Annotated in this window: 21 protein-coding genes; 7 read left to right on the top strand and 14 right to left on the bottom strand. The window is 33.7% G+C overall.

Features of this window, described 5'->3' with window-relative positions:
• Positions 1-39 precede the first annotated feature (39 nt).
• The 3 genes from NG655_RS01775 to NG655_RS01765 all read left to right on the top strand — a co-directional run bounded on the left by NG655_RS01775 (position 40) and on the right by NG655_RS01765 (position 6,416).
• Complete coding sequence (locus tag NG655_RS01775) at positions 40-2,850, top strand: TonB-dependent receptor (RefSeq protein ID WP_252157636.1); 2,811 nt, start codon at positions 40-42, stop codon at positions 2,848-2,850.
• 88 nt (positions 2,851-2,938) lie between these two features.
• On the top strand, positions 2,939-4,135 hold the full coding sequence (locus NG655_RS01770; RefSeq protein WP_252157635.1) for a porin: 1,197 nt from the start codon (positions 2,939-2,941) through the stop codon (positions 4,133-4,135).
• 10 nt (positions 4,136-4,145) lie between these two features.
• Positions 4,146-6,416 carry an inorganic phosphate transporter gene (locus NG655_RS01765; protein WP_252157634.1) on the top strand — a complete coding sequence of 757 codons (2,271 nt, stop codon included), beginning with the start codon at positions 4,146-4,148 and terminating at the stop codon, positions 6,414-6,416.
• 215 nt (positions 6,417-6,631) lie between these two features.
• Here the strand turns inward: NG655_RS01765 and NG655_RS01760 are convergent, their stop codons facing one another.
• The 3 genes from NG655_RS01760 to NG655_RS01750 form a co-directional block, all read right to left on the bottom strand.
• Positions 6,632-9,091 carry a ribonucleoside-diphosphate reductase subunit alpha gene (locus NG655_RS01760; protein WP_252157633.1) on the bottom strand — a complete coding sequence of 820 codons (2,460 nt, stop codon included), beginning with the start codon at positions 9,089-9,091 and terminating at the stop codon, positions 6,632-6,634.
• Positions 9,092-9,198: 107 nt separating this feature from the next.
• Complete coding sequence (locus NG655_RS01755; protein ID WP_252157632.1) at positions 9,199-10,179, bottom strand: ribonucleotide-diphosphate reductase subunit beta; 981 nt, start codon at positions 10,177-10,179, stop codon at positions 9,199-9,201.
• 213 nt (positions 10,180-10,392) lie between these two features.
• Complete coding sequence (locus tag NG655_RS01750) at positions 10,393-10,965, bottom strand: DUF3109 family protein (RefSeq protein ID WP_252157631.1); 573 nt, start codon at positions 10,963-10,965, stop codon at positions 10,393-10,395.
• 89 nt (positions 10,966-11,054) lie between these two features.
• On the opposite strand from NG655_RS01750, the gene NG655_RS01745 reads away from it, so the two are divergent.
• Positions 11,055-11,630, top strand: a complete 576-nt coding sequence (locus tag NG655_RS01745) for a MarC family protein (protein ID WP_252157630.1) — start codon at positions 11,055-11,057, stop codon at positions 11,628-11,630.
• A gap of 81 nt (positions 11,631-11,711) precedes the next feature.
• Positions 11,712-11,912 carry a hypothetical protein gene (locus NG655_RS01740; protein WP_252157629.1) on the top strand — a complete coding sequence of 67 codons (201 nt, stop codon included), beginning with the start codon at positions 11,712-11,714 and terminating at the stop codon, positions 11,910-11,912.
• Here NG655_RS01740 and NG655_RS01735 read toward each other — a convergent pair.
• The 5 genes from NG655_RS01735 to NG655_RS01715 all read right to left on the bottom strand — a co-directional run bounded on the left by NG655_RS01735 (position 11,909) and on the right by NG655_RS01715 (position 16,565).
• Complete coding sequence (locus NG655_RS01735) at positions 11,909-13,495, bottom strand: S41 family peptidase (RefSeq protein WP_252157628.1); 1,587 nt, start codon at positions 13,493-13,495, stop codon at positions 11,909-11,911. The genes NG655_RS01740 and NG655_RS01735 overlap by 4 nt on opposite strands.
• 8 nt (positions 13,496-13,503) lie before the next feature.
• Entirely contained in the window at positions 13,504-13,920 is a 417-nt protein-coding gene (locus NG655_RS01730; RefSeq protein ID WP_252157627.1) for a deoxycytidylate deaminase, read from the bottom strand.
• 99 nt (positions 13,921-14,019) lie between these two features.
• The gene (locus NG655_RS01725) at positions 14,020-15,324 is read right to left on the bottom strand and encodes an NADH:flavin oxidoreductase/NADH oxidase family protein (RefSeq protein ID WP_252157626.1); all 1,305 of its coding nucleotides are present in this window, start codon (positions 15,322-15,324) and stop codon (positions 14,020-14,022) included.
• Positions 15,249-15,824 (bottom strand): HupE/UreJ family protein, encoded by a 576-nt coding sequence (locus NG655_RS01720; RefSeq protein WP_252157625.1) that lies wholly within the window; start codon positions 15,822-15,824, stop codon positions 15,249-15,251. The genes NG655_RS01725 and NG655_RS01720 overlap by 76 nt, the downstream gene beginning before the upstream one ends.
• A gap of 12 nt (positions 15,825-15,836) precedes the next feature.
• A complete protein-coding gene (locus NG655_RS01715; protein ID WP_252157624.1) occupies positions 15,837-16,565 on the bottom strand; it encodes a TerB family tellurite resistance protein in 729 nt (242 codons plus the stop codon).
• Between the two features lie 116 nt (positions 16,566-16,681).
• Here NG655_RS01715 and NG655_RS01710 point away from each other — a divergent pair, with 116 nt between their 5' ends.
• Together NG655_RS01710 and NG655_RS01705 are read left to right on the top strand one after the other, a co-directional pair.
• Positions 16,682-17,092 (top strand): BrxA/BrxB family bacilliredoxin, encoded by a 411-nt coding sequence (locus NG655_RS01710; protein WP_252157623.1) that lies wholly within the window; start codon positions 16,682-16,684, stop codon positions 17,090-17,092.
• Between the two features lie 37 nt (positions 17,093-17,129).
• A complete protein-coding gene (locus tag NG655_RS01705; RefSeq protein ID WP_252157622.1) occupies positions 17,130-17,867 on the top strand; it encodes a lysophospholipid acyltransferase family protein in 738 nt (245 codons plus the stop codon).
• Here NG655_RS01705 and NG655_RS01700 read toward each other — a convergent pair.
• From NG655_RS01700 to NG655_RS01675, 6 genes are read right to left on the bottom strand one after another with little or no spacing between them, the layout of a single operon-like run.
• Positions 17,864-18,646 (bottom strand): enoyl-CoA hydratase/isomerase family protein, encoded by a 783-nt coding sequence (locus tag NG655_RS01700; RefSeq protein ID WP_252157621.1) that lies wholly within the window; start codon positions 18,644-18,646, stop codon positions 17,864-17,866. The two genes, NG655_RS01705 and NG655_RS01700, sit on opposite strands and share 4 nt — an antisense overlap.
• Positions 18,643-20,097 (bottom strand): sensor histidine kinase, encoded by a 1,455-nt coding sequence (locus NG655_RS01695; RefSeq protein ID WP_252157620.1) that lies wholly within the window; start codon positions 20,095-20,097, stop codon positions 18,643-18,645. Before NG655_RS01695 ends, NG655_RS01700 begins: the two co-directional genes overlap by 4 nt.
• Position 20,098: 1 nt before the next feature.
• Positions 20,099-20,638 carry a CopD family protein gene (locus NG655_RS01690; protein ID WP_252157619.1) on the bottom strand — a complete coding sequence of 180 codons (540 nt, stop codon included), beginning with the start codon at positions 20,636-20,638 and terminating at the stop codon, positions 20,099-20,101.
• Between the two features lie 55 nt (positions 20,639-20,693).
• Positions 20,694-22,031, bottom strand: coding sequence for an MATE family efflux transporter (locus NG655_RS01685; RefSeq protein WP_252157618.1), 1,338 nt, complete (start codon positions 22,029-22,031; stop codon positions 20,694-20,696).
• Positions 22,031-23,059 (bottom strand): ferrochelatase, encoded by a 1,029-nt coding sequence (gene hemH / locus NG655_RS01680; RefSeq protein ID WP_252157617.1) that lies wholly within the window; start codon positions 23,057-23,059, stop codon positions 22,031-22,033. Before hemH ends, NG655_RS01685 begins: the two co-directional genes overlap by 1 nt.
• 42 nt (positions 23,060-23,101) lie before the next feature.
• Entirely contained in the window at positions 23,102-23,989 is an 888-nt protein-coding gene (locus NG655_RS01675; RefSeq protein ID WP_252157616.1) for a helix-turn-helix domain-containing protein, read from the bottom strand.
• Between the last annotated feature and the right edge of the window lie 173 nt (positions 23,990-24,162).

The raw sequence follows: 24,162 nt of genomic DNA, 5'->3' as shown, positions 1-24,162 counted from the left end.
AATCATATGATTTGAATTTACCTAATATATATTTATTACATGAAAAAAACACTCTCAATACTTCTAATTTTAATTACAAGTTTTAGTTTTTCACAAACAATAATTACAGGTAAGATAATTGATACTGAATTTAACGACGTACTCCCTTTTGCAAATATTATTCTAAAAAACAACTCTGATAACAGTTTAATTGAAGGAACAATTTCTGATTTTGACGGAGCTTTTCGATTCTATGTAGTCAATGGAGAATATTCGTTAGAAATTTCTTTTGTAGGTTATGAAACGAAAGAAATAACAGGAATTCAAATTACAGATGTTAAAGAATATGAAGTAGAAGTTTATTTGAGTCCTTTGGCGAATTCACTTGAAGAAGTTGTAGTAACTACTACACAACGAAAAAATTCTGAAGTTGCAGTTTTATTAATTCAAAAGAAATCAATCAATTTAATTGATGGACTATCCTCACAAGCAATAAAAAAAACGGGAGACAGTAACTTAGCTTCAGCAATAAAGCGAGTACCAGGAGTGTCGGTTCAGGATGGAAAGTTTGTATACGTTAGAGGCTTAGGTGATAGATACTCGAAAACACTTTTGGGAGGGCTTGAAATCCCGGGATTAGATCCTGACAAAAACACTTTGCAATTAGATGTATTTCCAACCAACATTCTCGATAATATTATCATTAATAAGTCTGCAAGTGCGGATTTAAATGCTGATTTCAGTGGGGGAATTGTAAACATAATTCTAAAAGATTTCTCGAACTTACCCCAATATAGTTTTTCTGTGTCTGGAAGCTACAATCCAGACATGAATTTTGTTGATCAAGCAATCAGAAATAATCCGAACGGGTTAAATTTCTTGGGATTCAACAATGGATACTTCGATCGACCTATTGGAGCGGAACAAGTAATTCCTCTTCCAGAACAAAATGCTTTGGGATACTCAGGAGTACTTAACAAAATTACTGGCTTATTTGAACAACAAATGGCTGTAAATAGATACCGAAGTGGAGGTGATTTTAGTATAGGAGCTACAGCGTCTAATCAGTTTGAAATGAAAAATGAAACAAAAATTGGATATATTGCAGCTCTAGGTTTCCGATCTGACACAGATTACTTTAATGACTATCAAACAGGAACTATTGCAAAAGAAACTTCTGGCTTAGAAAATAACACTTCTCAAAGAGGGGAATTGGGGGTTATAAAAAAACTAGCAAGTGCGCTCCTAGGGATATCATTGAAAACAAAAAACTCCAAATACAAGCTAAATTTATTAAACTTAAGAAGTGCAGAGTCTAATGCTATTTTTGCCCAATATGCAGATTACTTAGAAAATCCATACATCGGGGTAGCAAATATTTTAACATACACAGAACGAAATATTATATCTATTCCTTTAAGTGCGAAGCATATTTTAAGAGAAGGAAAATCTATTATTGAATGGAAAGTGGCGCCTTCTTTTGCTGAAGTATTTGATAAAGATTTCAAGAAGACTGTTTTTGAAACAGATTCAAATCGTTCTTATTTTACAATTTCTCCCTCTACAACACAACTACCACAAAGACTTTGGAGAACATTAAAAGAGGATGCTATCGCAAGTAAGATTCAGTATACTCATAAAATAGAGGATGGAAAGATTAAAGGAAAAATAAATACTGGAGTCACTTTTTCTTCAAAAGACAGAAGTTTTAGAACATCTAATTACGCTATAGATTTTATTGGACGAAGTGAAGAATTATTAGGTAACCCTGATAATCTTTTGAATCCTTCTAATCTATGGACTGCACAAAATAATAGAGGTTCTTATGTTATAGGGAGTTATCAAAGAACAAATCAATATGATGCCGAAAGTAAAAACATTGCTGCGTTTCTATCAGCAGAATTAAAACTCTCTGAAAAGTGGAAATCTACTTTTGGCATAAGATTTGAAAACTACAACATGACTTATACTGGAGAAACAATCGATCAAATAGTTTATGATAATTCTAAATTAATTGATGTTAAAGATTTTTTTCCTTCAATTAATATCATTAATTCTCTAAGTGAACAGACTAATCTTCGTTTATCATATTCCAGAACTACTGCCCGTCCTAGTTTTAAGGAGAACTCATCGGCTCAAATTTTTGATCCTATTACAGAAAGATACTTCATTGGTAATCCTGAACTAAAACCAAGCTATATTAATAATTTAGATTTAAGGTTTGAAAAATATGGTGAAGAAAATGAATTTTATGCTTTAAGTGGTTTTTATAAAAATTTTAAAGATCCAATAGAAATAGTTGCATTAGGGTTAAATTCCCCAAATCAACTAATCGGAAGAAACAACACTCAAGCAAAAGTCGTTGGGTTGGAATTAGAATACCGGAAAAATGTTTTGAAAACTGACGCAAAAAAGCTCTCAATTAATATAAACTCTTCTTTAATTTACTCCGAACAAAAAATGAGTGACTCGGAATATCAAGGTAGAATTTTAACTGAACCCAATCGTTCAATTAGTAAAAATAGAGTGCTTCAAGGGCAATCTCCATTCATAATTAACGCAGGATTAACTTATTCTGAAATTAAAAAAAACATAGAATATGGATTGTTTTACAATGTTCAAGGAAAAACTCTTGAAGTTGTTGGAGTTGGAAACATTCCTGATGTTTACACAGACCCCTTTAATAACTTAAACGTTGTCATAACCAAAAAATTAGGGGAAACTAAAAATCAAACCATAATATTCAAAATTCAGAATATATTAGGTGATTATAAAGAGAGTTATTACGATTACTATGGTGAGGAACAAAGATTGTTTTCTCTATATAAAGTCGGTAGATCCGTTAGTTTAAGTTACAGCTTGAAATTCTAGATGTTTAAAATAAAAATATTTCATAACATTAAGTTAACATTAGAGTCATAATTAATTAAGATTTTTGTCGCTTAAATTAAAACATCTAATGAAAGCTATCAAAAAAGTAACCGTACTCTTATTATTAACGATTACATCTACATTTGCTCAGGAAGTAACAACTTCAAAATTTGGTAAAGGATTACTAAATATTACTGGGAAAGACAGTACCTTTTACATGAACTTTAGTGCAAGAATGCAATATCTTAGTGCTACAAGTTGGTCTGAAGGTGATTTTGAAAATCGTGAATCTAACTTTTTAGTTAGACGTTCTCGTTTAAAATTTAGTGGTTTTGCATACAATCCAAAACTTACTTACAAACTAGAGTTAGGATTATCTAATAGAGATATTTCTGGGGCTTCTGCTTTTACAAGTAATGCACCTCGTTATATTCTTGATGCCTATATCCGTTGGAATTTCTACAAGAACTTTACACTTCAGGCAGGTCAAGGTAAATTACCTGGTAACATTGAGCGTGTAATTTCTTCAGGAAATTTAGCTTTGGTAGATCGTTCTCTTTTAAATAGTAAATTTAATATTGACCGTGATTTAGGAATTCAATTCCGTCACCACTTTAAATTATCGGAGAACTTTATAGTAAAAGAAATTTTTGCTATTTCTCAAGGGGAAGGTAGAAACATTACAAAAGGAAACTTAGGTGGACACCAGTACACAAGTCGTATTGAAGTTCTTCCTTTTGGTAAGTTTAAAAGCAAAGGGGACTATAAAGGAGCTGATTTAGATCGCGAACAAACTCCCAAGCTTTTAGTTGGAGTTGTTTATGATGTAAATAATAACGCAGTTAAATCTAGAAGTAACATGGGTTCTTACCTTGAAACTAACGAAGGTTTTTATCAAACAGATATTAATACCCTGTTTTTTGACACCCACTTTAAATACAGAGGTTTCTCTTTAATGGCGGAATACGCAGATCGTGATGCTGATGATCCAATTGCAAAAAATGAAGATAACAGCCTAACGGGTGATGTTGTTAACATCGGGAATTCAACAAACATTCAAATGGGTTATGTTACTCCTTCTAATTTAGCTATTACAGGACGATACACAAATGTAAACTTTGACTCTATTGTTTCTTCTAACAATAAAATCACACAATACACTATTGGATTGTCTAAGTATGTTGCTAAACATAAATTAAAAGTTCAAACGGATCTTACTTATGAAGATTCAGTATCTTCAAGCAATAAATTAGTATACCGTTTACAATTTGATATTCACTTCTAAAAAATAAACTATGGATAATATTTATTTAATACTGGTTTCTGTTCTTGCTGTACTAGCAATCGGTGACCTTATCGTAGGGGTTAGTAATGACGCTGTAAATTTCTTGAATTCTGCAGTAGGGTCTAAAGCTATTCCTTTTAAAACAATTATGATTTTAGCCTCTCTTGGAGTTGCTGCTGGTGCTTTGTTTTCAAGCGGTCTGATGGAGGTTGCACGAAAAGGAATTTTTAATCCAGGTGAGTTTTACTTCGATGAGATTATTTTAATCTTCACTGCAGTAATGCTAACAGACATTTTGCTTTTAGACTTTTTTAATACGCTTGGGATGCCAACCTCAACAACAGTATCTATTGTATTTACTTTATTAGGAGCTGCTGTATTTATGTCTATCATTAAAATTAGTGAAAGCTCTGGAGATTTTGGAGACATTGTAAACTACATAAACACTAAAAAAGCAATTCAAATTATTTCGGGTATTTTACTCTCCGTAGTTGTTGCACTTACTGTTGGAGCAATAGTTCAGTGGTTTTCTAGACTATTCTTAACCTATGAGTTTGAGAAAAAAGCAATGTGGGTTAGTGCACTTTTCGGTGGTATTGCACTTTCTGCAATTACATACTTCATCTTAATGAAAGGTATCAAAGGAACTCCTTTTGCAAACGTAAAATACGATTTATTAGGTGGGATGAAAATTAAAGACCTTCTTGAAAAAGAAGTGTTTAAAGTGGTTTTAGCAAACTTTTTAGTGTGGTTTGGAGTATCTTTTGCTCTAATTAAATTTGTTAAAGCAAATATCTATAAAGTAATTATTGGAACTGGAACTTTTGCATTAGCATTAGCATTTGCTGGTAACGACCTTGTAAACTTTATTGGTGTTCCTATCGCAGCCTACCAGTCCTACGAGGCATGGGTTGCTTCTGGAGTTGCTGCTACTGATTTTAGTATGGGTGTCTTGTCTTCCAAAGTACCAACACCTACTCTTTTATTAATTCTTTCAGGAGGGGTAATGGTTTTAACTTTATGGCTTTCTACGAAAGCTAAAAAAGTAATGAAAACGGAATTAGACTTATCTGATCAGAATTCTATCAAAGAACGCTTTCAACCAAATTTCCTTTCTAAAGGAATTGTAAAAACATTCCAAGTTATTGGGACTGGTATCAATGCGATACTACCTGCTAGTGTTATAGAAAAAATTGACACACAATTTTCAAATACAGAGTTGGTGATAAAAAACCAAAATGCGAAGGACGCACCTTCTTTTGATATGCTCAGAGCATGTATTAATTTAGTGGTTGCATCTATTTTAATATCTGTAGCAACTTCATACAAATTACCACTATCAACTACTTATGTGACCTTTATGGTTGCTATGGGTACCTCATTAGCCGATAGAGCTTGGCAAAGAGATAGTGCTGTTTACAGAGTAGCTGGTATGATTAATGTAATTGGAGGATGGTTCTTAACTGCATTGACTGCTTTTATTGTGTCGGGTATAATCGTAACGCTTATTAAGTTAGGTGGGCCGCAGGCAATAGCAATCATTCTTTTCATAATCTTATTAATAATTGGTAAGAACTATGTTAAACACAAAAATGATAATGCAGACCTTGATTTTGATGGCTTAGTTAAATCTGAAAGTAACTCTATTAAAGGAGTTATGGAGGAGAGTACTAAAAACGTTATTAAGGTGTTTAAGCGTGTGGATAAAATTTACGCTATACTTTCAGACGGTTTAGCAAAACATGATCAAAAAACACTTAAAAAGGCTAAGAAAAACATTAGTAGACTTACGGATGATGTTGAACAACTAAGAGAGAATGTTTTCTACTTCATTAAAAATCTTGAAGAATCTAGTTTATCCGCGAGTAATTTCTACATTGTAATTTTAAGTCTTATGCAAGACATTACAGATGACCTCAGTTATATCGTAAAAAAGAGTTACAAACATGTTAATAATGACCACTCTAAATTAAAGTTGAGCCAGGTTAGAGATTTACAAAATGTTAACGAGCTTACTAATTCTATTTTTGAGGAGGCTATGGAGGCTTATAGTAATAATTCTGTTGCTAAAATTAACTTAGTACTAGAGAACCGTGAAACGATTCTTAAGCAACTTAATGAAAAGATTAATAATCAAATAGAGCTTACTAGAAACGAAGAAACAAGTCCAAAAAACACGACTTTATACTTCAATATTCTTTTGAAATCTAAAGATTTATATCTTAATAAGTTAAATATTATGGAAACGTTCTTAGATAATATTCGTAAAATAGAATCATAGATCTTATTCCTTTCTTAACAAAAACTCCTTGTAGAAATACAAGGAGTTTTTTTATGTATAATTTTTATTTATTAAACTCTAGGAACCTCTTTCGAACTAGTAATATGATTTAATAAAAAATTAAACATCCTATAGCTTATATCTACTTCAGAATATTAAAAACAAAAAACTCCCTGTAGAAATACAGGGAGTTTTTAATGAAAAATCTAAAAATACTAGGAACCACACATTAGGCAATCATCTCCTTCGTTCTCTTTAGATTGCTCTAACATTGCCTTTAATTCAGCAGGTGTTAGAGGTTCTACAGGAACAGGAGATGCGGCTGTTTTGTTTGGTGCAGATGTTGCAGTTGCTACATTTTGTTGTGTAGCTGTTGTAACCAAAGCAGGTGTTTCTTTTTTCTCTGTATCGTTTGTAAGGGTAAATTTGATTGCATCTACGGCAGACTTAGTTCTTAGATAGTACATTCCAGTTTTAAGACCAGACTTCCAAGCGTAGAAGTGCATTGAAGTTAATTTAGGCATTGTAGCTCCTTCCATAAAGAGGTTCAATGATTGTGATTGATCAATGAAATAACCTCGCTGACGAGACATATCAATGATGTCTTTCATACTCATCTCCCAAACTGTTTTATATAATTCTTTAAGCTCGTCTGGAATTCCATTGATGTGTTGAATAGATCCATTTGCACGCATCAATTCTTGTTTCATATCCTCGGTCCATAATCCTAAATCAACGAGATCTTCTAAAAGATGTTTGTTAACTACAATAAACTCTCCAGATAATACACGACGAGTATAAATGTTTGAAGTGTAAGGCTCAAAGCATTCGTTGTTTCCTAATATCTGAGAAGTAGAAGCAGTAGGCATAGGTGCAACTAACAAGGAGTTTCTAACCCCGTGCTTTTTAACTTGCTTTCTAAGTGCTGCCCAATCCCAACGGCCACTCAACTCTTCGTCTTTAACTCCCCACATATTGTGCTGGAATTCTCCTTTGGACATCGGAGAACCTTTATAAGACTCGTAAGGTCCATCTGCTTTTGCTTCTTCCATAGAAGCAGTAACAGCAGCAAAATAAAGAGTTTCGAAAATATCTTGGTTGAGTTGTTTTGCTTTGTCCGAAGTAAATGGTAAACGTAACATAATAAATGCATCTGCTAACCCTTGCACTCCAAGTCCAACTGGACGGTGACGCATATTTGAGTTCTCTGCTTCTTTAACAGGGTAATAGTTTCTATCAATTACACGGTTTAAGTTTACTGTTACTTGTTTTGTAACTCTGAATAATTCTTCGTGATCGAACTCGCCGTTTTTAATAAACATCGGTAATGCAATTGAAGCAAGATTACAAACAGCAACCTCATCTGGAGCAGTGTACTCTATTATTTCAGTACATAAGTTCGAGGAACGTATTGTTCCTAAATTCTTTTGGTTAGACTTTCTGTTTGCAGCGTCTTTATAAAGCATGTATGGAGTCCCAGTCTCTATTTGAGATTCTAAGATTTTCTCCCAAAGTTCACGAGCACGAATAGTTTTTCGCCCTTTGCCTTCTTCTTCATACTTGGTGTAAAGCGCATCAAACTCATCACTATGGCAATTGAATAAATCAGGACACTCGTTAGGACACATTAAGGTCCAAGTGCTGTCTTGCTCTACTCTTTTCATGAATAAATCTGGAGTCCACATTGCAAAGAATAAATCTCGTGCACGCATTTCTTCTTTCCCGTGGTTTTTCTTGAGATCTAAGAAATCAAAGATATCAGCATGCCATGGTTCAATATAAATTGCGAAAGAGCCCTTACGTTTCCCTCCCCCTTGATCCACATATCTTGCAGTATCATTAAAAACACGTAGCATTGGAACAATTCCGTTTGAAGTCCCGTTCGTACCAGCAATATAGGATCCTGTTGCTCTTACATTGTGAATAGATAGCCCAATACCTCCAGCTGATTGTGAAATTTTGGCAGTTTGCTTTAGGGTGTCATAAATACCATCAATACTGTCATCTTTCATCGTTAACAGGAAACAAGAAGACATCTGTGGCTTTGGTGTTCCAGAGTTAAATAATGTCGGTGTTGCATGCGTAAAGAATCGTTTAGACATCATCTCATAGGTTTCTATAGCTGCGTCTAAATCGTTAATGTGTATCCCTATAGAAACACGCATCAACATATGTTGTGGGCGTTCTGCAATAACACCATTTAACTTTAAGAGATAGGAGCGTTCTAGTGTTTTAAAACCAAAGAAATCGTATCCAAAGTCACGATTATAAATTATACTAGAATCTAGTTTTTCAGCGTTATCCTGAATTACTTTATAAACCTCATCTGATAACAATGGGGCTTTCTTACCTGTTCTTGGATTTACATATTCATATAAATCTTTCATCGTTTCTGAGAACGATTTTTTAGTGTTCTTGTGTAAGTTAGAAACCGAAATCCGAGCTGCTAGTTTCGCATAGTCAGGATGTGACGTCGTCATGGTAGCTGCTACTTCCGAAGCAAGATTGTCTAGTTCTGAAGTAGTAACTCCATCGTATAAACCTTCGATAACTCGCATTGCAACACGAACTGGATCAACTAGTGGATTCAACTCATAACAAAGTTTTTTTACTCTTGCGGTAATTTTATCGAACATTATGGGCTCTCTGTGCCCGTCTCTTTTGACTACGTACATGGTGTATAACGATTTAAATTTTATATATGTAGAGCCCTAAAAATGAGCCCATGAAAGGTTGTTGGTGTGTTTTTTACAAAACAAAAAGATGAACTACTTCGGTCTTTCTAGAAGTCAGCGTCGAAACTAATCTCAGTTTCTTTGTCATCTGTAATAAGCACTCCTGCTTTTTGATATTCTGAAACGCGTTTTTCAAAGAAGTTTGTTTTTCCTTGAAGTGAAATCATGTCCATAAAATCAAATGGATTTGTAACATTAAATTGTTTTTCACAGCCAAGCTCTTGAAGTAAACGATCGGTTACAAACTCTAAATATTGAGTCATCAATTTTGCATTCATTCCGATTAAACTTACAGGTAGAGATTCTGTTACAAACTCTCTTTCAATATTTAATGCATCTAAAATAATTTCTAGGATACGTTCTTTTGGAACTTTGTTTACTAAATGATGGTTGTGTAAGTGTACCGCAAAGTCACAGTGTACCCCTTCATCTCTTGAAATTAATTCATTAGAAAAAGTAAGTCCTGGCATTAAACCTCTTTTCTTTAACCAATATATAGAACAAAAAGCTCCAGAGAAGAAAATCCCCTCAACTGCAGCAAATGCAATTAGACGTTCTGCAAAAGAATCTGATTCAATCCATTTTAAAGCCCATTTAGCTTTCTTTTGGATTGCAGGAAAAACATCAATAGCTTGAAACAATTTATTCTTTTCTTCCTCGTTTTTTACGTAAGTATCAATTAATAGAGAATATGTTTCAGAATGAATGTTTTCCATCATGATCTGGAAACCATAAAAGAATTTAGCTTCAGAATATTGAACTTCATTGACAAAATTTTCTGCTAGATTTTCATTTACAATCCCGTCAGAGGCAGCAAAGAAAGCAAGAATATGTTTAATGAAGTATTTTTCATCTTCATTTAGTTTATCATTCCAGTCTGTTAAATCTTGGTGTAAATCTATTTCTTCAGCGGTCCAAAAACTAGCTTCCATTTTCTTATACCATTCCCAAATATCGTGGTGTTCGATAGGAAAAATTACAAATCTGTTTTTATTTTCTTGGAGGATTGGTTCTACTGCTTTTGTCATATCGTCAATAATGGAATTAATTCTTTTTGTTTTGTCTTATACAAAGATTGAAAATTGTTACCATAAATGAAAGCCATAATTATTCACAATGGAGGCTAGTTTTTAACAAAAAAGTGTGAAAAATGAAAAAAATGAAAAAAACTTGTTTTTTTAAGTCACTTATAGTCAATGGTTTATTTCTAAAAAATCGAGTTAACCCCTATAAACATTGAATTACTTAGAAAGATGTTTTTGAGCAACTCGATCTAACTCATTGTACCAAGCTTCACCAAATTTTCTTATGAGCGCTTCTTTCACAAATTTATAAACGGGAACTTTAAGCTGAGCTCCTAAAGAACAGGCTGTTTCACAAATTTGCCAATGATGATAATTTACTGCTGTAAATTCGGAGTATTCTTGAATGCGTATGGGATATAAATGACAAGATATCGGTTTTTTCCAGTCTAACTTACCGTCCTTCTGCGCATGTTCTATACCACATTCTGCTGTTCCGTTTTCTGTAAAAACCGCATAGGCACATTCCTTCCCATCAACTAAAGGTGTTTCCCATTCTTCTTTGAAAGCTTCAATGTATTTACCTTGTTCTTTTATTGCTGCCTTTCCTGCTTCGTTCAGATAAGGTTCAATAACACTGTAATTCTCTTCAAGAATCTGAAGTTCTTTTTTTTCGAGCGGAGCACCTGCTTCTCCTTCTACACAGCACGCCCCTTTACATTGAGTAATATTGCACACAAAATTGCGATCTAAAATATCTTCTGAAACTAATGAATTCCGAATTTGTAGCATAATTCAAATATACGAAGCTTACGCATAAAAAAGAAGAACGCTAAGCTCTAATTATTAGGAAAATAAAGTACATTCACAAAAAAAATGTGATGGTAAATATTAAAGAAATTTTAACTGCAGGAATGATTCTCTTCGCAGTTATTGATATCGTCGGGAGTATTCCAATAATCATTTCCCTAAGAGCTAAATCTGGACACATTCAGTCGGGTAAGGCCTCCATCGTTTCTTGCTTTATTATGATTGGATTTTTATTTGTAGGGGAAGAAATTCTTAACCTTATTGGAATTGATGTGAACTCATTTGCCGTAGCAGGTGCTTTCATTATTTTCTTTATGGCAATAGAAATGGTTTTGGGAATCAATCTATATAAAGAGGATGATAACCCTGCAACAACCTCAATTGTTCCACTAGCATTTCCTTTAATTGCCGGTGCAGGGACAATGACTTCATTACTTTCTCTTAGGGCAGAGTTTCATGTGGTTAACATTATTATTGCTATCGTTATAAACATCATATTTGTTTATATCGTTTTGAAGTCTTCTAAAAAAATAGAAGCCGTCTTAGGTCCTTCTGGAATTAGCATTATTAGAAAAATATTTGGAGTTGTTTTACTAGCAATAGCAGTAAAACTTTTTGCAACTAATATTAATCAGATGGTTATATAAGAAGTGATTTACTTTTTCCGTAACCTTTAGATGATTAAATTTGTAAAATACAATATGTATTAACCTATTGATTCTACTCATATGAAAATTTTTATTCGAATAATGATGGCTTTGGCTTTTGTAATGGCAATTTTTAATGCTACTAAAATTGATTTTGAAGCCCCGCTAGAAGGAGATAGTAGTGTTGCTGTTATTGGAATATTAGCTTCATTAAGTGCTTTTTTACTTTTATTAATTTTGTTATTATCAAAAAAAATAGCTTCAAAAATTAACGGCAACTAATCTGCTGGTTTTTCATTTAAAAGGGTTTTTACCTCCTCAATAAAATCATCCTGTTGGTGTGTTACTTCTAAAAAAGCTTCTCTCCCAAAAAGCTGAAACGCCATATATGCTTTAATTGAATTTTCAATTAAAGTTCTATTTTCTAAACTGACTGGAACTCCTTGATCAGTAAAAAAATTGTCGAAAGATGTTAAAAGATCTTCCGCTTTAGGCAATGGATTTTGGATTAATTCTTCCTTAGAATCAAAAGAATAAAGTTTTCTATTTTTATCTAGCTCTAAAAACACAAATCGATTGACTAAGTTGGAACGTAAAATATAATTATCCCACTCTACTTCTATATTAAAATTACTCTTTACATATTTATCGGGAGTAATTCCCCCTCCTCCATATACGGTTCTTCCTCCAGGAGTTTTAAATTTTAGAGAATCGTTAACGGAACTATTGATGCTGTCCGAAAACTCAGCGGTTTCATATCGGTTGTTTATCTCGTTATAATAAGATTCTTTTCCTTCTTTATAAGAACGTTGAATTGAACGTCCAGAGGGTGTGTAATATCTAGCTGTGGTTAATCGGATAGCGTCTCCTGCTCCCAAAGGCATTTGTTGTTGGACAAGACCTTTCCCAAAAGAACGTTGACCAACAATCCAACCGCGATCGTTATCCTGAAGTGCTCCCGCAACAACCTCACTCGCTGATGCAGACTGCCCGTTAATTAAAACATAAACTTGCCCCTTCTCAAAAAGACCATCAGCTGTTGCAATAGAAAATTCTCTTTTCCCTTGATTACTTTTTGTAATCACAATTACATCTCCTTTTGGAAGAAATGCATCGGATATCTCTTCTGCTATATGCAAATATCCACCAGGATTATCCCTAAGATCAAGAACTAGTTGATCCGTTCCTTTTTCTTTTAATCCTTTTAATATTTTTCTGAATTCAACCCCTGTAGTTTCGGCAAACCTATTTATTTCAATATACCCTACCCCTTCTGATAATAAATACCCATGAACCGACGGAATTGGAACTTTACCTCTTTTTACTTTAAAATTAAGCAACTGATTTGTTTGTTTTCTGTAAACTTGAAGCTCAACCTCCGTGTTTGGTTTTCCTTTTAAGGTTCTTATGACGGATTCACTATTTTTATTTTTACCGTATAATGTGTCTTTATCCGCAATTAAAATTCGATCCCCCGGTAGAATACCTGCAGCTCTACTTGGACCATTTTCAAGAACCCGAACTACGCTTACAGTATCTTGCTCCATAAAAAAACTAACTCCTATTCCTACGAATGCGCCTTGCATATTCTCTGCAATTTGCTGAAGCTCCTCTTTTGGGATATAAACAGAATGTGGGTCTAACTTTTCAATTACATCATCTATCATCGTATTGACCAAACTATCAGTATCAATATCATCGACATAATTAGTCTCAATATATTGAATGAATTGTTTTAATTTCTGACTGCTATTGATTTCAAAACCTGTTGTGTTAAAAAGAATTTGTTGGTTACTTCCAAAAGTAAAACCTAATAACACAGAAAGTATAACAACAATTAAAAGATAGAGCGAATTGCTTTTCATAAGCTACTTTATTGTGGGAGATGAGTAAGTTCTATTCCCGCTTTTTTAAGAAACTCTAGTCCAGAAGTATCTTTGTATGCCATAGCATATACGACTCTTTTAATTCCGGATTGATGTATTAATTTTGAACATTCTTTACAGGGAGAAAGTGTAATGTACAAAGTTGCTCCTTTACAAGACTGAGTCGAAGCAGCTACTTTTAGAATCGCATTAGCCTCTGCATGAAGTACATACCACTTGGTGTAATGGTCTTCGTCTTCACAAATGTTTTCAAAACCAGAGGGTGTGCCATTGTAACCATCCGAAATTATCATACGGTCTTTAACAATTAAGGCACCTACTTTTTTTCGCTCACAATAGGAAAGTTTCCCCCAAGTTGCAGCCATCTCTAGATAGCTTAAGTCGTATTTAGTCTGTTTGTCCATTATTTACGAATATACGAGAAATCTATGGCTGAATAAAATTTACATTTGATTAATTAAAACCTAAATAAAGTACTTCTAAAGGAAAGGTTTTTGAAGATTTTAATTTTTTAGAAATGATTTTAAAATCATATTTTTTATGCTAAAAATAAAAGCACTTAAACCACTTATACTAATCTTAGGGACTTTCCCTTTTCCTATTCTATGGATCTGTAATTCGTACCATGGGAGTTCAACCCCGCCTGTTTTATCAATAAATTTAATTCCAGATTTAGGAGCAGACACTTCAAAGCTAGTACTTTTCTTTGTAAAAATATCTTGCGCTATTTCTGGATACAAACAGAATGGACGACCCAAACCAACAACGTCCAATGCTCCATTTTCAAGTGCGGTTTCCATAACAGAAACCGTTCTAAATCCACCTGTTAACATAAGAGGTTTATCAGTTATTTTACGAGCTTTTTCAATGTAATCTAGAAAATATGCTTCTCTTTCAATAGTACTTTGTTTTCTCTTTGATCCAACCATAGCTGGTTTTTCATAGGTTCCTCCTGAAATTTCGATCAAATCTATACCTTCCTTAGATAGTAATTTAATAACTTCTATTGATTCTTCTTCTGAAAAACCACCTCGCTGAAAGTCAGCAGAATTAATTTTTATTCCAATAGGATAATCAAGTCCGACTTGCCCTCTAATTTCACGATAAACTTCCAAAACAAAACGAGCTCGATTTTTAAGAGAACCGCCCCATTGGTCTTGTCTTACATTACTTAAAGGAGACAAAAATTGACTGACTAAATAACCATGAGCTCCATGTATTTGGCATCCAGAAAACCCGGCATCTTTCATTATTTTGGCAGTATTTCCAAAACGCTTAATAACTTCCCAAATTTCTTCTTCGGTTAATGGAATTGGTTCTTTAAACATCGATGAAGCACCTCCCATTTTTAAAGAAACCGAAGATGGGGCAACCACTTTTTTGTTTATTGCTGCAAACGCTTGTCTTCCAGGATGATTTATTTGGGGCCAAATATGAGTGCCTGTTCCTTCCGTTGTCCTTGCCCATTCTTGAAGCAGATTAAAGTTTGAGCGATCTTCAACAACAATGTTCCTTGGTTCTCCTAATGCCTTTGAATCTATCATTACATTTCCGGTTATCAAAAGTCCCGGTTTGCCCTTTGCCCAAACTCTATACGTGTTTATGAGGTTTTTTGTGGGGGCATTGTTTAGAGTACCCATATTTTCACTCATTGCAGATTTTGCGATCCTATTTTGCAATATAGAGCCGTTGGGTAATGTAAACTTAGAAGCTAAATATTTCATTTTTTGTTCTATTGAAAGGGTGCTTTCTGAAACATCATCAAGATCGCTTGAGAAAGTATCATTGAACCTACAATTAAATTCCATTTGGCCTTCTCAATCTTTATTACATTCAATACAAATAAACGAACCAATAAAACACCTATTACAATTGCTATTTGAGCTGCTTCAACCCCTAGTGCAAAAGAAAATAAATCTAGAAGAGCATCTTCTTCCGTTACAATTAAAGAGAAATAGCGACCAAAACCAAAGCCATGAATTAGTCCAAAAACCAAGGTGATCATTGAAGTATACAAGTTGTTTCGATTGATTTCTTTTGAAGACAAAAGTGGAATACAACTGAGTGCAATAGTCACCGGAATTAAAAATTCAATCCAAACAGCAGGAAGTTTTAGCTCAAAATAATAGTTCCCAAAAAGGGAAAGACTATGTCCTAGGGTAAAAACAGAGACCCACCAAAGAAGTTTTTTAAATTCGAAAAAACTAAAGGGAACAACAAGTGCAATTATAAAATAAAAGTGATCTAGTCCCTGAAAGTCTAAAACATGTTCAAAACCTAATTGTGCGTAAAACCAAATTGTTTCCATAAAAGTACTGTATTAAAATCCACGTTCTTTTCGAATTTTCTCGTAAGCAGCTTGAATTTTTTGAAATTTTTCTTGAGCTCCTTTTTTCATAGCCGAATCAGCTGTGTTTAATTTATCTGGGTGGTATTTTTTTGCCATTGTTCTATATGCCTTCTTAATCTCAGCATCTGTTGCACTAGAATCTATTTCTAGAATCTTATAGGCATTCCCAGCTTGCTGCACAAACATTGCTTTTATACTCTCAAAGTTAGAAAATCGAATTCCCAATGCAGCTGCTATCTGATCTATTTTTTTTATTTCAACATCTGAAATACTTCCATCTGAATTTGCTATACCAAATAAAAAATGAACAATCTGAAGTCTGGTGTTGTAAGGAACTCCATTAACAAACAAACGGGCTACTTCCGAAAGATTTTGAGCTTCTTTTTTTATTTCAGTATTAAATCTAGAAAAAATAGTAGCTGCATAATCTGCTCCATAATTAGCAATAAAGTAATTTCGAACAAAGCGAAGTTCTTTTTCTTCAACTTTTCCGTCAGCTTTAATAACCATAGCTGCCAGTGCTAAAAGATTCAGCTCAAACTGACTTGAGCCCATGGAACGATAATTGTTTGAATTAAAAGAAACCCTAGCTTTGGTTTTAAACATTCCTTCTATTGCGCTTCCAATAAAATATCCCAATAAAGCTCCAAAAAAACGGAAGTAAGTATATCCCAGTAAAGCTCCAATCCATTTAATCATAAAAAAAATTTAGCTTCAAAGATAGTTTTAAGTTTAAAAAATAAAGTGAACATTATCTTAAAATGAATGTAAATGCAAGAAACTTTTTATCTTTGTGCAAATTAAATTTATAGTCTATGTATCCAGCAGAATTTGTACAACCAATGCGAGATGAATTATCCGCAATAGGATTTAAACAATTAAATGAAGTAGAGCAAGTAGAAGAAGCAATAAATGCAGAAGGTACAACCTTGGTGGTAGTAAATTCAGTTTGCGGCTGTGCAGCAGCAAATGCAAGACCTGGAGTTAGAATTTCGTTAGCTAACGAAAAAAGTCCTAGTAATTTAGTTACCGTATTTGCAGGAGTTGATTTTGAAGCTACTGATCGTGCTCGTGCAATGATGGTTCCTTTTCCTCCATCTTCACCAAGTATGGCCCTTTTTAAGAATGGAGAATTAGTACATATGCTCGAACGTCATCACATCGAAGGAAGACCAGCAGAAATGATTGCCGAAAATCTGAAGCAAGCCTACAACGAGTTTTGCTAAATTAGGAACTCAATTAAGGGTATTAAACCCAATCATAATGTATAAATTTATAGCTACTATTTTCTCAAGCATTTTTGCTTTGAGTTTTCTCCTTATTTTAGTCTTGTTTCATGGAATTCAAGTAGTACTCTTAAATTTATTTGGTTATCAGGCACATAAAGTGTCTGTAGACCTCCTTAATTTTTTTCTAGTAAAAAGCTTTTATCTTGTTGGTTCGAGAATTAAATTCAAAAACGTTCACGAACTACCTACAGATCGTCCTTTAATAATTGTTGCAAACCATCAAAATACTTTTGACATTCCACCCTTAATATGGTATTTGAGAAAACATCATTTAAAATTTGTAAGTAAAATTGAATTAGGAAGAGGAATCCCTAGTGTTTCGTATCATCTTAGAAATGGAGGTTCTGCTTTAATTGACCGAAAAAATCCAAGACAAGCTGTTACAGAAATTAACAAACACGCCCAACTACTCTCCAATAATAATTGGTCTACTTTAATTTTCCCTGAAGGAACACGATCTAAAACGGGAGTGCCCAAGAAATTTAAAACAAGAGGGTTAAAAACATTAATCGAAAAAATTCCCAATGTCTTAATTGTTCCCGTAACAATTAATAATTCCTACAAATTTAATCGTTGGGGTAACTTCCCAGTTCCTCTGGGTATAAAATTAACCTTGGAAGTTCATACTCCTGTTGAGCCAGAAAAGGAATTATCTGAAAAGTTTTTTGATGGAATTGAAAAAACAATAACAGATGCTATTGTTTTGGATTAATTTCCGGTGAAATTTGCTTTTCTTTTATCTAAAAAAGCCTGAGTACCTTCCTTAAAATCATCGGAACCAAAGCAAGTTCCAAAAGCGTCTATTTCGACTTGAAATCCATTTTTAGTCTCATCAAAAGATGCATTAACCGATTGAATTGCTTGATCGATTGCAAAAGGTGAATTGTTCAATATCTTTTGAGCTAGGCTTGCTGCACTGGGCAATAACTCTGCTAAAGGGATTACTTTGTTAACTAATCCTATTTCAAACGCACGATCTGCTGGTATCATTTGACCTGTTAAAATAAGTTCTAAGGCCCTTCCTTTTCCTACGATTTTAGGCAATCTTTGAGTCCCACCATAACCAGGAATTACCCCTAATGATGTTTCTGGCAAACCCATTCGGGCGTTACTAGATGCTATTCTAATATGACAGGCCATCGCTAATTCTAAACCACCCCCAAGAGCAAAACCATTGATAGCTGCAATTACAGGTTTGTTCATTTGTTCAATAAAATTAAATACTTCTTCCTGTCCTGTTTTAGCAAGTAGTTTACCTTCTTCAGGGTTAAAATCTGCAAATTCAGCAATATCTGCACCAGCTACAAAAGCTTTCTCACCACTTCCTGTTAAAACAATAACACGAACAGTGTTGTTAGTTTTTAGAGACTTAAAAACTTGATGAATCTCTGATAAAACTTCTTTATTAAGTGCATTCAGCTTTGTAGGCCGATCGATTTGAACCCATGCAACTTGATCTTGAATTCTTAATTGGATGTTTGCTGTATTCATTTCTGCTTCTTTAGTTCAATTATAAACTTAGTTCCTTGGTTTTCTGTGGTTTTATAACTTATTTTTCCTCCTAAGGAATCTAAACTATTTTTAACAATAGCCAGTCCCAGTCCCATCCCTGCTGTTTTGGTAGTGAATTTAGGTTCAAATATCTTACCGATGTTCTCTTCAGAAATTCCAGAACCATTATCTTGAATTTCTATGCGTAGTTTTTCTTTTTGTTTTTCTATGTGAACCCGTATTTCGGGGTCGCGATCTTGAGGAACGGATTGAATAGCGTTTTGAAGTAAATTGGTCATGATCCGAATCCATTGAGTGCGATCAATATCCCAAATAATTTGACTCTCAGAGCTAGAATACTTTATGGTTCCTAGGTCAAATATATCAATCGAAAAACGGGTAATCTCAACAAGATCCACGGACTCTAATTTAAGTTTAGGCAAGGTTGCGAAATTTGAAAAAGCATTTGCTACTTTACTCATTGTATCGATTTGTTCTATCATTATTTTAGAAAAATCAATTACTTTTTTGTCAATATTAGGATCATTAGGGTCAAACCTTTGTTGAAAACTTTGAACCGTTAAACGCATAGGAGTTAAAGGGTTTTTTATTTCGTGTGCTACTTGTTTTGCCATTTCTTGCCAAGCTTGTTCTCTTTCAGAACGAGCAAGTTTTGCAATACTTTCCTCTAACGCATCTAACATACTGTTATAAGAATTAACTAGACTGTCTACTTCTTTACTGGCATTTGATATTACAATTTTTTCATTCCCTTTTAGCAAACCAGTCCGATCTATTCTTGCTCGAATTGTTTCTAGAGGACGTGTCATATAACTTGAAATAAAATAAGCTATAATTATGGCAACAATTAACATGAAAAAATAAATCTGAAATAACCGTACAAGAAAGGCATTCAGTTCTGTTGTGCTAAAAGAAACGTCTTCAAAGTAAGGGAAATAGAGTATGGCATATGGAGTGTTATTATCGTCAAATAATACACTGTATGAGGATTGAAATGTTCCTCGTTCATAATCATTCTGAACTGCAATTCGTTTCCTTCTGCTTTTAACTAAACTGTTAATGATTTGTGGGTCGAGTTTTTGCTCTTCTATGGTGTTTTCAAGTTTTACATAAGAATAAAAGTAAGGAGAACCCTCCATATTAAAAAGAGCATAATCAACTTTATGAATCTGAGCAATAGACTCAAAAGTTTTATAAAAGTCTTTTTGTTTTTCTAAGGTTAAGCTAAAGGCACCATCTCGGTTAAAAACATAAGACAAATGATTTTTCACTTGAGTTTCTTTACGTTCAAGACGTCTTAAGTTATAATCATCTGATTGGGCGTAATATTGATAAAAAGTAGCACCCAGAATCAAGATCGAAGTCATTACTACCAAAAGAATCATGGAAAAAAACACACGTAATCTTAAGGAAAACTTTCTTCCTGCCATATTACTCTTTTCTTAAACGTTTGTAGATTCTTATCCCTAACATCAAAAGAACGGCTAGACCCATTATTGAAAGAACTCCAAATATCCAGTGAAAACTAGATTTCAATATTACTAAAAACACAACTGCAAATAAAATTATGGTTGCTCCTTCATTCCAAATTCGCATAAAAAACGAAGTGTATCTAAATTGATTGTTTTGTAGTTCTTTAAAAATAAGGTGGGTTTTGTAATGATACAGATATAAAAGTCCGACAAAAAATAATTTAATCAGCATCCAGTCCTGGGACAACCAAGCTGGCATAATATATAAAAGAGTAAAAGCAAATAAACTTGCAAGAATTGCAGAAGGCCAAGTAATAATATACCATAGCCTTTTGGCCATTAGCTTTAATTGTTTACTTAAAATATCCCGCTCAATTTCAGATTTTGACTGTGCCTCAATATGGTAAATAAAAATACGAGGTAAGTAAAACAAGCCCGCGAACCAAGTGATCACAAAAATTAAATGAAGGGATTTTATGTAGTTGTAGTATTCTGACAAAAGCTGTTATTTATAAGTTCTAAAGTACAAAAAGAAAGCCAAATCTACAGGATAACTATCCATTGTATCTTTTCAATTCTTTTCTTAAAAAAAACGCGGTCACTATTGTTGCAATTACTTCAGCAATTGGAAACGAAATCCATATTCCAAATTCCCCAAAATACATAGGCAAGATTAATACTAAAGGAATAAAAAAGAACCCTTGTCTCGTTAAGGTTAATAAAAGTGCTGGAATTGCTTTCCCAATTGCCTGAAAGTATGCTGACCCTATCAACTGAATTCCAATAATTGGAGTTGATAAAAAGACCCATTTAAGCACATCTTGTGTTTTTAATATTATTGCTTCATCCTGGGTAAAGGCACTTGCAATTTGCTCAGAAAAAACGAGAATTAATATAAAAACTAAGGTCGCTAAAAGAGTGGCATAAATTAACGCTTTACAAATAACCTCAAGAACACGCTCTTTTTTTTGGGCACCATAATTGAACCCTGCAATAGGAACAAAACCTTGAGTTATTCCTAAAATTGGAAAAAGTGCAAACATGAGCATTCTACTTATAATCGCATAAACTGCAACCGTAGATTCTCCAGAAAATTCGAAAAGAAGGTTGTTTACTATTAAAACCGTTATACTAACTACCGCTTGTCGAGCAAGGGTTACAAAACCTAGAGATCCTATTTCTTTTAAAATAGACAGATTTAAGAAAAAATCGGAAATCTTTAAAAATAAATCTGATTTTCCAGAACAAAAGAAAAACAAAATATAAGAGGTACAGATCAGATATGATAAAGTAGTAGCCCATGCTGCACCTTCCATTCCCCAATCCAATACATAAATAAACAGATAATCTAAAAAAAGGTTGGAAATCGAAGGTAGCATCATTGCATACATTGCGTATTTTGGTTTTCCTTCAGACCTAATACTACTATTACCCATCATGGCTAGTCCCAAAATAGGGACCCCGTAAAGTACAATGGTATAATATGTTTTGGCAGGAGTATACAACTCGCCTCTTCCCCCAAATGCCGGAATAATTGACTCCATAAAAAGAAGTCCCAGGATCATGAAACCAACAGTAAAAAGAAGCGTTAGTGTTATTTGATTTCCAAAAGTCTTATTCGCTTTGGCTTTGTGTTCACTCCCTAATGCTCTTGAAATAATTGAGCCTCCACCCATTCCAATCGACATTCCTAAAGCAGCCATAAAAAAAGAAACGGGTAAAACTACATTAATAGCAGCAATAGCATTAGTACCAATCCATTGACCAACAAAAATAGTGTCAATTAAAATATTGAGAGACATTACAAGAATACCTATTGCGGCAGGCACTGATTGTTTCAGTAAAAGTTTTCCGATGGGATCCGTTCCCATCTGCACAGCTCTCTGCGCCATTAAGCTTTTACTTCAGATAAAGCCCATTCATCGATCCAGCGGCTCATAACATTTACCCAATCTTCACGGTCGTTTATACAAGGAAGCACATGTAAATGTTCTCCTCCTTTTTCTTCAAAATCTTCCGCTGCTTCCATCCCTATTTCTTCTAATGTTTCAAGGCAATCCGAAACAAAAGCTGGTGTAGCTATTGCAAGTTGTTTTGTTCCGCTTTTAGCAAAATTTGCAACGGTTCTGTCGGTATAAGGCTGAAGCCATGGATCTACTCCCAATCGAGACTGAAATGAGGTAGAAAATGTTCCTTCTTTTAGTTCTAAATATTCAGCTACTAAACGTGTAGTTTCATAACATTGGTGTCGGTAACAAAACTCGTGTGCCTTGGACGCTGTTGCACAACATTCTCCATTTATTTTACAATGAGATTTTGTTATGTCTGACTTACGTATGTGTCTTTCGGGTACACCGTGATATGAAAACAATAAATGCTCCCACTCCTTGCCTTTAAGTCCTTCGGATATGGAGTTTGACAATACACGAATATAATCTGGATGGTTATAAAATGGAGGAAGAGAAGTAAAACTTACATTCGGAAAAAACTCATCTCTTAATTTTTCTGCAAGAACTAATATCGTTTCCGTAGTTGCCATTGCAAACTGCGGATATAAAGGAATAATAAAAATATCATCTACCCCTTGATCTACAAGTTCTTGAAGTCCCTTTTTAATTGACATAGAACCGTATCGCATTGCTAAACTTACAGGGGTTGAAACTTTATCGGAAACCTTAGCTTGTAATCTTTCAGAAAGAACAATTAAAGGAGATCCTTCGTCCCACCATATTTTTTTGTATGCTTTGGCTGATTGTTTTGGCCTTGTGTTTAGTATGATACCTTTTACTAAAATAGTTCTAAAAAGTTTAGGTAAATCCACAACTCTTTCATCCATTAAAAATTCCCCCAAATAAGTTTTAACATCCTTTGGACTTGGGCTTTCGGGTGAACCTAAATTTACTAGTAATACTCCTTTCATATGCTTTCTTTCATTGTAACCTTTAGATACTTTTTACTATTATTATTGCGAAGATAATGACATTAAGTATTTTTTTGGAGTTGTTCCGTACTTCTTTTTAAAGGCAGCAATAAAATGACTTGAAGTACTATATCCAATTTTAAGTCCTACTTCGTTAACATTGTAACTATTTGAAGCCAACATTCTTCTTGCTTCTTCCATTTTATGGTCCAATAAATAACCAAAAACAGTATCCCCGTACAACTGCTTAAAACCTTCTTTCAATTTGTTCAAACTCAATCCTATTTCTTCTGAAAGTTCATGTAATGAGGGAGGCTCCGATATGTTTTTTAAAATTAATTCTTTTGCTAGTCTAATTTTACGAACATTGTCTTCATCAATCAAGAAAGGGCATTGTTCAATGTCGGTATCCAAATTTTTATTAAAATACAAGCTCAATAACTCATACACTTTTCCCTTCAAATACAAGGCTTTCATACTTTCATGTATATTAGAAGTTGAAATTTGACTCAACACAACTGCCATACTTGGATTAATTACTCCAGTATCGTAATATTTTTTGGTGCTGTTTTCTGGACTTAAAAAATGAATATGATCTGCGTCTAAAGAAAATAAACTGTGGAATTTTTTAATCGATATGATAACACTTATGATCCATGTGTTTGGCTGTAGCTTTAGGTTTATTGGTAAATCTCTTTGAGGATTATAAAGTAAGATAGAGTGTTCTTCTTTTATATTGAACACATAATTTCCCTCATTAAAAAGAAAATCACCATGTCCTTTTATGCAAAAATGAAATTGAATAAAACTGCTATTAATCTCACGAACTTCATTGGTAACTTCAGAAGTGTCATTTTGAAATCTAAGAACATAAAACCCTTCATCTATTTCTATTTTAGAACTAATACTTTTATCGTTATTTTTATCCATAATAAATGTTTTTATTATTTAGAAGCGCTCTAAATAAGAGGTGTTAATCAATCTATAAATACCTTATTTCATTGGTAAGATGCGTTTATTTAACAAAAATAAACGCTTTCCGATATTAATAATACTTTTAGCGTTATTTTTTTTAGAAGTAGCCCCCTATTTTTGTGTTCGAT

It is taken from the genome of Candidatus Arcticimaribacter forsetii (genome assembly GCF_910589745.1).
Taxonomy (GTDB): Bacteria; Bacteroidota; Bacteroidia; order Flavobacteriales; family Flavobacteriaceae; genus Arcticimaribacter; species Arcticimaribacter forsetii.
The sequence above is the reverse complement of the archived record's forward strand: the minus strand, read 5'-3'. Positions and strand labels throughout refer to the sequence as shown.

Coding starts and splice junctions, on each gene's coding strand:
- NG655_RS01710 (WP_252157623.1), top strand. CDS start 16,682: ATGTATCCAGCAGAATTTGTACAACCAATGCGAGATGAATTATCCGCA.
- NG655_RS01745 (WP_252157630.1), top strand. CDS start 11,055: ATGGTAAATATTAAAGAAATTTTAACTGCAGGAATGATTCTCTTCGCA.
- NG655_RS01755 (WP_252157632.1), bottom strand. CDS start 10,179: ATGACAAAAGCAGTAGAACCAATCCTCCAAGAAAATAAAAACAGATTT.
- NG655_RS01695 (WP_252157620.1), bottom strand. CDS start 20,097: ATGGCAGGAAGAAAGTTTTCCTTAAGATTACGTGTGTTTTTTTCCATG.
- NG655_RS01675 (WP_252157616.1), bottom strand. CDS start 23,989: ATGGATAAAAATAACGATAAAAGTATTAGTTCTAAAATAGAAATAGAT.
- NG655_RS01735 (WP_252157628.1), bottom strand. CDS start 13,495: ATGAAAAGCAATTCGCTCTATCTTTTAATTGTTGTTATACTTTCTGTG.
- NG655_RS01775 (WP_252157636.1), top strand. CDS start 40: ATGAAAAAAACACTCTCAATACTTCTAATTTTAATTACAAGTTTTAGT.
- NG655_RS01760 (WP_252157633.1), bottom strand. CDS start 9,091: ATGTACGTAGTCAAAAGAGACGGGCACAGAGAGCCCATAATGTTCGAT.
- NG655_RS01770 (WP_252157635.1), top strand. CDS start 2,939: ATGAAAGCTATCAAAAAAGTAACCGTACTCTTATTATTAACGATTACA.
- hemH (WP_252157617.1), bottom strand. CDS start 23,059: ATGAAAGGAGTATTACTAGTAAATTTAGGTTCACCCGAAAGCCCAAGT.
- NG655_RS01715 (WP_252157624.1), bottom strand. CDS start 16,565: ATGATTAAATGGATTGGAGCTTTACTGGGATATACTTACTTCCGTTTT.
- NG655_RS01765 (WP_252157634.1), top strand. CDS start 4,146: ATGGATAATATTTATTTAATACTGGTTTCTGTTCTTGCTGTACTAGCA.
- NG655_RS01725 (WP_252157626.1), bottom strand. CDS start 15,324: ATGGAATTTAATTGTAGGTTCAATGATACTTTCTCAAGCGATCTTGAT.
- NG655_RS01700 (WP_252157621.1), bottom strand. CDS start 18,646: ATGAATACAGCAAACATCCAATTAAGAATTCAAGATCAAGTTGCATGG.
- NG655_RS01685 (WP_252157618.1), bottom strand. CDS start 22,031: ATGGCGCAGAGAGCTGTGCAGATGGGAACGGATCCCATCGGAAAACTT.
- NG655_RS01750 (WP_252157631.1), bottom strand. CDS start 10,965: ATGCTACAAATTCGGAATTCATTAGTTTCAGAAGATATTTTAGATCGC.
- NG655_RS01720 (WP_252157625.1), bottom strand. CDS start 15,824: ATGGAAACAATTTGGTTTTACGCACAATTAGGTTTTGAACATGTTTTA.
- NG655_RS01705 (WP_252157622.1), top strand. CDS start 17,130: ATGTATAAATTTATAGCTACTATTTTCTCAAGCATTTTTGCTTTGAGT.
- NG655_RS01730 (WP_252157627.1), bottom strand. CDS start 13,920: ATGGACAAACAGACTAAATACGACTTAAGCTATCTAGAGATGGCTGCA.
- NG655_RS01740 (WP_252157629.1), top strand. CDS start 11,712: ATGAAAATTTTTATTCGAATAATGATGGCTTTGGCTTTTGTAATGGCA.